General features: G+C 63.5%; 7 protein-coding genes and 1 pseudogene. 4 read left to right on the top strand and 4 right to left on the bottom strand.

Annotation, left to right across the window (positions count from 1 at the left end; translation table 11 throughout):
* Positions 1-71: 71 nt before the first annotated feature.
* Together PMI38_RS06315 and PMI38_RS06310 are read right to left on the bottom strand one after the other, a co-directional pair.
* Positions 72-1,859, bottom strand: coding sequence for a monovalent cation:proton antiporter-2 (CPA2) family protein (locus tag PMI38_RS06315; RefSeq protein WP_008091872.1), 1,788 nt, complete (start codon positions 1,857-1,859; stop codon positions 72-74).
* A gap of 124 nt (positions 1,860-1,983) precedes the next feature.
* Positions 1,984-3,475, bottom strand: a pseudogene (locus PMI38_RS06310) (YifB family Mg chelatase-like AAA ATPase).
* Between the two features lie 254 nt (positions 3,476-3,729).
* Here PMI38_RS06310 and PMI38_RS06305 point away from each other — a divergent pair.
* On the top strand, positions 3,730-5,754 hold the full coding sequence (locus PMI38_RS06305) for a DUF4034 domain-containing protein (RefSeq protein WP_008091870.1): 2,025 nt from the start codon (positions 3,730-3,732) through the stop codon (positions 5,752-5,754).
* A gap of 11 nt (positions 5,755-5,765) precedes the next feature.
* Here PMI38_RS06305 and PMI38_RS06300 read toward each other — a convergent pair whose 3' ends face one another.
* Positions 5,766-6,194 (bottom strand): TOBE domain-containing protein, encoded by a 429-nt coding sequence (locus PMI38_RS06300; protein WP_008091868.1) that lies wholly within the window; start codon positions 6,192-6,194, stop codon positions 5,766-5,768.
* Positions 6,195-6,222: 28 nt separating this feature from the next.
* Positions 6,223-6,486, bottom strand: coding sequence for an accessory factor UbiK family protein (locus PMI38_RS06295; protein WP_008091866.1), 264 nt, complete (start codon positions 6,484-6,486; stop codon positions 6,223-6,225).
* Positions 6,487-6,850: 364 nt separating this feature from the next.
* Between PMI38_RS06295 and glnK the strand changes: the two genes are divergently transcribed.
* The 3 genes from glnK to sutA all read left to right on the top strand — a co-directional run bounded on the left by glnK (position 6,851) and on the right by sutA (position 9,326).
* On the top strand, positions 6,851-7,189 hold the full coding sequence (gene glnK, locus PMI38_RS06290) for a P-II family nitrogen regulator (RefSeq protein WP_002555808.1): 339 nt from the start codon (positions 6,851-6,853) through the stop codon (positions 7,187-7,189).
* A gap of 47 nt (positions 7,190-7,236) precedes the next feature.
* A complete protein-coding gene (locus PMI38_RS06285; RefSeq protein WP_008091864.1) occupies positions 7,237-8,568 on the top strand; it encodes an ammonium transporter in 1,332 nt (443 codons plus the stop codon).
* Between the two features lie 428 nt (positions 8,569-8,996).
* Positions 8,997-9,326 carry a transcriptional regulator SutA gene (gene sutA / locus PMI38_RS06280; RefSeq protein WP_008091863.1) on the top strand — a complete coding sequence of 110 codons (330 nt, stop codon included), beginning with the start codon at positions 8,997-8,999 and terminating at the stop codon, positions 9,324-9,326.
* Positions 9,327-9,462: the final 136 nt, after the last annotated feature.

Here is a 9,462-nt window from a genome sequence, read left to right as displayed (position 1 = left end):
ATGCGCCGCGCGGGCGGCGCTCGATCTCGACAGCGACAAATCAATACCGGCGATCACTATCGCCCTCACCCTCAATCCGCATCCGAATCAAACAACCGCTCCAATTCCAACCGCGCCTCCTTGGCTGTCTGCATCACCTTGGCGCGGTCATTGCGCACCTGCCCCTGAGCCACCAGCACCTCCTCATCATGCTGGGTAAACCGCTCGATCCGATCCGCCGCCTGCGCATCGCTCAGCCCCAGGCCGACCAGCGCCCGGCGGGTCATCTCCAGGCTTGAATAGAAGGTCTCGCGAATCGGCTCGGCGCCGACGTCCACCAGCTTGTGCACATGCTGGCGGTTGCGCGCGCGGGCCAGCACCTTGAGGTGCGGATACAGGCGCTTGACCCGTTCAGCCGTGCGCGTGGTCACCTCGGGGTCGTCGGTGGTGATCACCAGGTACTCTGCCTCGCCCACCTTGGCCGCATGCAACACTTCGCTGCGCAGCGGGTCGCCGTAGAACACCGGGGCCTGTTCGAACATGCGGGTCATCTCGATGGCATCCACCGAGGTTTCCAGCGCAATGAACGGGATCTTCTGCGCGCGCAGGATGCGCGACACGATCTGCCCCATGCGGCCCATGCCGATGATCACCACGCGCGGTGTGCCCGCGTCGATGGCCTTGTATTGCTCTGGCACTTCACGGGTGGGTTGCGGGCGCTTGAGGGCGCGGGCGCAGCCGAGCATCAGCAACGGGGTGATGGCCATCGACAGGGTGATGGTCATCAGCAGCAAGTCGTAGGTCTGGGTATCGAACAGCCCCTGGTCCTTGCCCAGCTTGAATACCACGAAGGCAAATTCGCCACCGGCTGCGAGCACCATGCCCAGGCGCAGTGCGCTGGCGCTGGTCAAGCCACCCGCCAGGCGCCCGACCCCGATCAGCAGTACCAGCTTGACCGCCACCAGCAGCAGGGTCAGCCCCAGCAAGACCAGTGGCATTTCCAGCAGCAGGCTCAGGTTGGCGCCCATGCCGACGCTGATGAAGAACAGGCCCAGCAGCAGGCCCTTGAACGGTTCGATCTGCGACTCCAGCTCGTGCCGGTATTCCGAGTCGGCCAGCAGCAGGCCGGCGAGGAATGCACCCAACGCCATGGAGATGCCGGCTTCCTCCATCAGCCAGGCGGTACCGATCACCACCAGCAGCGCGGTGGCGGTCGACACCTCTGGCAGGCCGGTGCGGGCCACGGTGCGGAACACCGGACGCAGCAGATAGCGACCGCCGACGATGACGATGGCAATGCTGGCGAACACTTTCAGGCCGTGTTGCAGGCTGTCGCCGTGGCTGGTGTCCGGGCCGCTGGCCGCCAGCAGGGGAACCAGCGCAATCAGCGGGATTGCCGCAATGTCCTGGAACAGCAGGATGGCGAACGCCAAGCGGCCGTGGGGTGCGTTGAGTTGCTTGCTCTCGGCCAGGCTTTGCAGGCCGAGGGCGGTGGACGACAGTGCCAGGCCCAGGCCAAGCACCACGGCGGCCGGCAGCGATTGCCCGAAGCCGAACCAGGCGATGGCACCGATCACCGCGCCGGTCAGCAGGACCTGCGCGGTACCGACGCCGAACACTGACTTGCGCATCAGCCACAGGCGTTTGGGCGACAGCTCCAGGCCGATGATGAACAGCAGCAGGACCACGCCCAGCTCGGAGATGTGCGCGACGCTTTCAGTGTCGCGGATCAGGCCCAACGCCTGCGGACCAATGGCCACGCCGGCGAGCAGATAGCCGATCACGGCACCCAGCTGCAGGCGTTTGGCCAGGGGGACGGCGAGGACGGCGGCGAGCAGGAAGATCACCGCGGTTTGCAGAAGGCTGCCTTCGTGTGGCATTGGCTCGTACTCCATGAGCTGCCGGGGCAGCGTTAGAACAGTGTGGAGGACAATTCTGGGGATTGTGGCAGGCCCAGACAATCTGCTGGTCGGGAGAAACATTGTCCCATCTTAGGTGACAGTTTCAGGGGCTCGCGGGGCGGTACTGCAGTGCCTCGGCCAGGTGGGCCCTGGCAATCGAACCGGTCCCTTCGAGATCAGCCAGGGTACGCGCCACTTTCAGCAAACGGTGCGCCGCGCGCAAGGACAGGCTCAATCGCTCGCAGGCGCTTTCCAGCCAGGCCTGATCCGCAGCTTGCAACGGACAATGGCGGCGCAACCCCTCAAGGTCCAGAAACGCGTTGGCACAGCCTTGCCGCCGTTGCTGCACCTCACGCGCCGTGGCCACTCGCATCGCCACATCGGCACTGGTCTCGCCGCTGGGACGGTTGTCGAGCGTGGTGGTTTCGCGGGCCACGGTCAGGTGCAGGTCGATGCGGTCCAGCAAGGGGCCGGACAGTTTGTTGCGGTAGCGCTGGATCTGCTCGGTGCTGCAGCGGCAGCGGCCAGTGGGGTCGCCGAGGTAGCCGCACGGGCAGGGGTTCATCGCTGCCACCAGCTGGAAGCGCGCCGGGAAGCGCACTTTGTCGCGGGCCCGCGCGATCACGATTTCACCGGATTCCAGTGGCTCGCGCAGCACTTCCAATACGCGTCGTTCGAATTCCGGCAGCTCATCCAGAAACAGCACGCCATGATGTGCCAAGGTGATTTCCCCGGGTTGAGGCCGGCTGCTGCCCCCCACAAGGGCGGGGCCCGAGGCTGAGTGATGGGGATGGCGGAAAGGCCGCTGCGGCCAGCTGTTCAAGGGCGCTTGTCCGCTCACCGATTGGATCGCCGCTACCTCCAGGGCTTCGTGCTCATCCAGCGGCGGCAACAGCCCAGGCAGGCGGCTGGCGAGCAAGGTCTTGCCTGTGCCTGGGGGGCCGGTAAAAAGCAGGTTGTGCGCCCCGGCCGCCGCCAGCAGCAAGGCGCGCTTGGCCGCTACCTGACCCTGCACCTCGCTCAGGTCAGGGTACGGCCGGTTCTGCAGGACCAGGCCATTGGCGGAAAAGGGCGGCAGCGGCACCTGACCGTTGAGGTGCGCCACCAGCTCCAGCAGGTGCCCCACCGCATACACCAGCAAGCCGCCAGCCAGGCTCGCTTCCTCGGCGTTCTCCCGTGGCACCACCAGCGCCCGTCCCGCTTCCCGCGCCGCCAGGGCTGCAGGCAGCACGCCCTGAACCGGGCGCAGTTTGCCGGAAAGCGCCAGCTCGCCCAGGCATTCGATATCCGCCAGGCCCGCCAGCGGCACTTGGGCGTCGGCAGCAAAGAATGCCCAAGGCGATCGCCAGATCATAACGGCCGCCGTCCTTGGGCAGGTCGGCGGGCGCCAGGTTCTGGGTAATACGCCTTTGCGGGTAGTTCAACCCGGAGTTGACGATGGCGCTGCGCACCCGGTCCTTGCTTTCCTTGACCGTGGTTTCCGGCAAACCGACCAGCGTGAGATGGGGCAGGCCGTTGGCCAGGTGGGTTTCGACGCTGACCGCAGGCGCCTGCACGCCAACCTGGGCGCGGCTGTGGACGAGGGCAAGGGACATGGACGCTCCGCTGTCACTGATGAGGGCACCGCTTCCTGCGGCTCTGGCAATCATAGTGAGCAGGGGACTGGGCCGCGCAAGAAGAGTGCGTCGTCGTTTTGCAAGCCAGTGATTTTCCCTGTCTTTTTACATAATCTCGCAAAAAATGGATCCAATAACTTTGCGAAGCGCCGAGCTATGGCTTAGTGTTCAAGGGTTAATCCCGTTGCCACCGGACGACAACGCGATCCATAAATGGACTTAAGGTACTGCCCGTGCAAACGCTCACTCGCGCCCGCCAACAGATTCGTGAACGGGTGCAGGCCAATGAATTCGCTGAACTCAGCCGCTACATCGATAGCCTTCAAGTGCGCTGGCAGCAGGCGCCGCCCGGCGACTGTCCCGCGTACATGGAAGCGGTCCAGGGGCATATGCTGGTCGACTGGGATGTCGGCAGCAGCAAGGCGCTGACACAGCTGCTCAAGGCGTGGATAGACGCCTGTCCCAAGGCCTACCATCCGCAGGTTGCGATGGGCTTTCACTGCTTCAACCGGGCGTGTCACATTCGTGGCAGCGCTGCCGCCGATGCCGTCTCGCAAGAGCGCAGGCTGGCTGCAGAGCAGGCCTGTGAAATGGGCGCGGCGCACTTCCTGCGGGCCATGGAACGCAGCCCGCAACCTGTCGCTGCTGCTATCGGGATGCTGCAGATCAGCGCGCATTTCCATGAGCCGGGTTGGCTGGTCGAACTGTTTCGTGGCCAGGTAGCGCGCTTCCGGCCCAGTGCACATGCTGACGTGGAAGTGCAGGAGGCAGCGGCACCCCTGCTGGTCAAGCATGGCCTGACACCGCTGGTGGAACTGCCGCAGGCATTGCCAGGTTGCCTCGGTGCGCGCCGGCCTGACGGGGAGGGCGCCAAGGACTACTGGCTACGTCATGCGCTGGCCTGGTGGCCTGGCTGCTACGAGGCGATCGAAGCCTATGCTCGCTACCTGACGCCGCGCTGGGGCGGCAGCTTTGACGCGATTGACCAGCTCGTCAGCGGCCCGCTGTGCCAGTACTGGAGCGAGCGGCAGCGCAATGCGATCCGTTGGTTGGCTGTGGAAGAGGCGTTCTGGCTGCCGCGAGCCGTCCAGTTGCCACAGATCGTGGCATGGCAGCAAACCTTCGAGGCGTGGGCGCAACATGACCTCAGGGCCAGGGAGCGTGCCACGTTGCTGGCCTTGCGCGGCGCTTTACGCTACGCCTCGCTGCAGGATTACCCTGGTGCGCTGCACGACTTCGTCGCCAGCGTCGAGCTTTACCCTGACCATGGTTTCGTGTCGAGCATCGGTGAGCCTTTTTACAGCTTTGCCTGCCTCGTGCTGTTTCACGGCGGCGAGGGCGCCACAGCGGCCTTCCGCGTGGCCATCGAGCGCTTGTGTGAAAGCCGCATGCAGGCAGCAGCTTGCGCACTGCGGGCCGTGGGGCACCAGTTCGGGTTGTGGGGTTTCCGACAATCCGCCGAACAGGCGCGCGTCTGGTTGCACGCTGCGGTCAATCGCCAGTGCGGGCGCGAGGGCCTTGGCTTCGATGTGCTCGAAGTACCGCGCCTGCTTTGGGCCGCGAACCTGCACGAGGCGGCGTATTTCCTCTACCAGCAATGCGCCGAGCGCAAGTTGCCAGACGCCGCCGCCGCGCTCTATGAGCTGCACTGCGGCCGGCTGGCCAATACCCCCGAACACTACCGGGATGCCGCATCAGCGGAGCATTGGTTGTTGTGTGCCGCGCAGTCAGGCAACCAGATGGCCAAGTACGACCTGGCCTGCCAACGCATGCGTGGCGGCGAAGCGTTGCATGAGCGCAGTGCGATGCTGGCGGTCAGGCGCTTGTTGCTCGATTGCCTGGGCAATGAACAACTCGATGCCCGTGCGCGCTTGCAACTGGGTATCCTGCAACGCACCTTCGGCGATGCGCGCGAGCGCGCAGAGGCGGTCGCCTATCTGCTGGAGCTGGTCGAGTTCCCGGATGCGGAAGTCGCCGGGCGTGCCTGCGCGGAGCTTGGGCTGGCCTGGATGCAGGGGCAAGGTACGCGCAAGCAGAGCCGCTTCGCCGCCATCGAATGGGTGAACCGCGCGGTCGCGCTGCAGCCGGATGATCTTGTCATCGAGCACATACGCGCGCAGATACTGAACTCGCACAGCGTGGTGAAGACCTTGATCACGGTCTGCGGTGCGGCGTTGTTCCGGGGCGATCTGGATGCAAGGGAGTTGCCGCCCAAGGCTGGCAGTGCGGAACCGGACTGCCAGCGGGCTTCTGCTTGAGGGCGAGCTTTCTAGGGCTTGGCGCCGAGGATGATGTGCGACGCCTTGATCAACGCCGTGGCTTTCACACCGGGGGCCAGGCCCAGCTCCTGCACGGCTTCGCGAGTGACGATGGAGAACACTTCGGTGCCGCCCGCCAGCTTCAGTACCACTTCGGCATTGACCGCGCCGTCGCCGACCCGCACCACTTCGCCTTGCAGGGCATTGCGCGCGGAGAGCGTGTAGCCATCGGCATCGGTCATCAGCACCACCCATGGCGCCTTGACCAGCGCGACGGCTTGCTTGCCGACGTTGATGTTGAGGTTGTGCAGGCTGGCCATGGTCACGACTGCCACCAGCTTCTCGCCGCCTGCCAAGGTCAGTTCGACCTCGGCATTGACCGCGCCGGGCTGAACAGCGGTGACTTTACCTTCAAAGACATTGCGGGCACTGACTTTCATGTGAGCCACTCCTTTAACTGACGGGTTTTTATTCCTGTGCAGCTGGCGCCATCCGGGCTTCCAGCTCGGCAACTTGTTTTTCCAGGGCCTCCAGGCGTGCGCGGGTGCGCGCCAGGACCACCATCTGGCTGTCGAATTCTTCGCGGCTGACCAGGTCCAGCTTGCTGAAGGCACCTTGCATCAGCACTTTGAACTGGCTTTCCAGTTCTGCGCGGGGCTGGGCGGTATCACTGCTGAAAAGGCGCGAGGCCTGGTCGCTCAGGGCGTCGAGAAGGGCTTTGGGCGCGAGCATATGCGGCTGTCCACTGAATCGGAGAAATGGCTCGCAGTGTAGCACGGGGAAAATCTGCCTTTGATTGCACATTTTTCGAGCAGCCCGCGTGGCTGGCGCGCACCGAAATTGTGCATCTTTTCCATGCTGGCGACTGGCCAATTCCGACCGTTTCACGCAACACCTTGTTTTCCTGCGCTTTGCTGGAACTGGCAAGGTTTCTGCAATACCCATCACGAGCCATGCACTGATGCAGTTCTTTGTGACCAAGCAGTGCGCACGCGGAGCCGGATGCCGACGACGCGTTACAAAGCTAACCGCTGCGCTTAGACTTGAGACGGGTTTGTTTTCCTGGGGCAAGTCCACCAAATCGGGAGAGAGTTTCATGAAGCTAGTCACAGCCATCATCAAGCCGTTCAAGCTGGACGACGTACGCGAGTCGCTGTCGGAAATCGGCGTGCAAGGCATTACCGTCACGGAAGTCAAAGGCTTCGGGCGGCAGAAGGGCCACACCGAGCTGTATCGCGGTGCGGAGTACGTGGTCGACTTCCTGCCCAAGGTGAAGATCGACGTGGCCATCGACGACAAGGACCTCGATCGCGTGATCGAAGCCATCACCAAGGCGGCCAACACCGGCAAGATCGGTGACGGCAAGATCTTTGTGGTGAATCTGGAGCAGGCGATCCGCATCCGTACCGGCGAAACCGATACCGACGCGATCTAAGCGCCGAAAAAAGCCTCACCAAACCCAACGCCCCAGGAGAAAACAACATGACTCTGCGTAAGATCGCAGGGCTAGGAGCCCTATTGTCCCTCGTAATGCCGGGCCTTGCCCTGGCAGAGGAAGCTGCCCCGGTGCTGAACTCCGGCGACACCGCCTGGATGCTCACGGCCACGGCGTTGGTGCTGTTCATGACCATCCCTGGCCTGGCCCTGTTCTACGGCGGCATGGTGCGTTCGAAGAACGTGCTTTCGGTCATGATGCAGTGTTTCGCCATCACCGGCCTGATGAGCATTCTCTGGGTCATCTACGGCTACAGCATGGCCTTCGATACCACCGGTATGGAAAAGGGCGTGCTCAACTTCAATTCCTTCGTCGGCGGCTTCTCCAAGGCGTTCCTCAGTGGCGTCACGCCCTCGGGGCTGACATCGGCCACCGCACTGTTCCCTGAGGCAGTATTCATCACCTTCCAGATGACCTTCGCCATCATCACCCCGGCGCTGATCGTCGGTGCCTTTGCCGAGCGCATGAAGTTCTCCGCGATGCTGGTGTTCATGGGCATCTGGTTCACCCTGGTCTACGCACCTATCGCGCACATGGTCTGGAGCGGTGACGGCGCGCTGATGTGGGACTGGGGCGTACTCGACTTCGCGGGCGGCACCGTGGTGCACATCAACGCGGGTATCGCCGGCCTGGTTTGCTGCCTGGTGCTGGGCAAGCGCAAAGGCTATCCAACCACGCCGATGGCCCCGCACAACCTGGGCTACACCCTGATGGGCGCGGCCATGCTGTGGATCGGCTGGTTCGGCTTCAACGCCGGCTCCGCTGCGGCGGCCAACGGCACTGCCGGCATGGCCATGCTGGTCACTCAGATCGCCACCGCTGCCGCCGCGTTGGGCTGGATGTTCGCCGAATGGATCGGCCACGGCAAACCCAGCGCCCTGGGCATCGCTTCTGGTGTGGTCGCCGGCCTGGTCGCCATCACGCCGGCGGCGGGTACTGTGGGCCCGATGGGCGCCCTGGTGATTGGTCTGGCCTCTGGCGTGATCTGCTACTTCTGCGCCACCAGCCTCAAGCGCAAGCTGGGCTATGACGACTCGCTCGATGCCTTCGGCGTGCACGGCGTCGGCGGCATCATCGGCGCGATCCTCACCGGTGTGTTCGCGGCTCCCGCCCTGGGCGGCTTCGGCGCGGTCACCGACATCGGGGCGCAGGTCTGGATTCAGGCCAAGGGTGTGATCTTCACCGTGGTCTACACCGCGATCGTCACCTATGTGATCCTCAAGGTACTGGATGTGGTGATGGGCCTGCGGGTCAACGAAGAAGTAGAGTCGGTCGGTCTCGACCTGGCTCAACACAACGAACGCGGCTACAACCTGTAACTGCGACGCTGGAAAACGTGCCCGGCTTGCCGGGCATTTTTTTGTCTTTTTTTTGCCTTTTCCTGCAGTGCAAACGGTTTATCACTCACGTTCGCGACGCAGGCCAAAAACTTACAAGACGCCAGGCATTGATGACGCTTTGCTTTTTCCACGGGCGCGCTAGAATGCGCGCCGAAGGGTGTTGGACGAGCAGTCCCCACGCTTTCCCAGCCTTTGCTAGGCTTGCCAGTAGCGTGTGGCCAGCAGGGGCTCAAGGATTTTGTCAGGCCCTGCCAGGAGCAGGGCCTGCTGGGTGCCGCCTCCCATCAGGAGCGCAGACCCAAGGGCAGTGGCCAACCCACGGCCAGTTGAATTTTCACTGGTGGCTGCCGGTCTACGGCTGCACTGGTCTATAACTAACCTGCTTTTCGCAAGTCATGAGGTAGAACATGAGCGACGACGATCTGGAAAATGATGACCTCGAAGTAGGCGACGAAGACGAGGGTGATGAAGGCCTCGAAGCGGCGGCTGACGACGGTGTCGAAGACGCTGGCGAAGACGACAGCAGCCCGGCCCCCGCGGCCAAGGGCAAATCCAAGGCGGCTGTCTCGGTAGACGAGATGCCGAGCATGGAAGCCAAGCAAAAGGAACGTGACGCCCTGGCCAAGGCCATGGAAGACTTCCTGGCGCGTGGTGGCAAGGTTCAGGAAGTCGAGGCCAACGTGGTCGCCGATCCTCCCAAGAAGCCGGACAACAAGTACGGCAGCCGCCCTATCTGAGCGGCTGAATACAAAAAAGCCCGCCGTCGCTGCGGGCTTTTTTGTGGGCGATGATTTTGTCTTGCCTAGACAGTCCCAATCGCCGGCAAGCCGGCTCCCACACGGTGCGCCACCGATGTCTGTGGGAGCCGGCTTG

The organism is Pseudomonas sp. GM84 (genome assembly GCF_000282535.1).
In the GTDB taxonomy this organism is placed as follows: domain Bacteria; phylum Pseudomonadota; class Gammaproteobacteria; order Pseudomonadales; family Pseudomonadaceae; genus Aquipseudomonas.
Note: the sequence above shows the minus strand (reverse complement) of the source record. Positions and strands in the feature narration are given on the sequence as shown.

Bases quoted from the DNA above. Each gene is read 5' to 3' on its own strand.
- PMI38_RS06315 (WP_008091872.1), bottom strand. From the start codon at position 1,859: ATGCCACACGAAGGCAGCCTTCTGCAAACCGCGGTGATCTTCCTGCTC.
- PMI38_RS06300 (WP_008091868.1), bottom strand. From the start codon at position 6,194: ATGAAAGTCAGTGCCCGCAATGTCTTTGAAGGTAAAGTCACCGCTGTT.
- PMI38_RS06295 (WP_008091866.1), bottom strand. From the start codon at position 6,486: ATGCTCGCGCCCAAAGCCCTTCTCGACGCCCTGAGCGACCAGGCCTCG.
- glnK (WP_002555808.1), top strand. From the start codon at position 6,851: ATGAAGCTAGTCACAGCCATCATCAAGCCGTTCAAGCTGGACGACGTA.
- PMI38_RS06285 (WP_008091864.1), top strand. From the start codon at position 7,237: ATGACTCTGCGTAAGATCGCAGGGCTAGGAGCCCTATTGTCCCTCGTA.
- sutA (WP_008091863.1), top strand. From the start codon at position 8,997: ATGAGCGACGACGATCTGGAAAATGATGACCTCGAAGTAGGCGACGAA.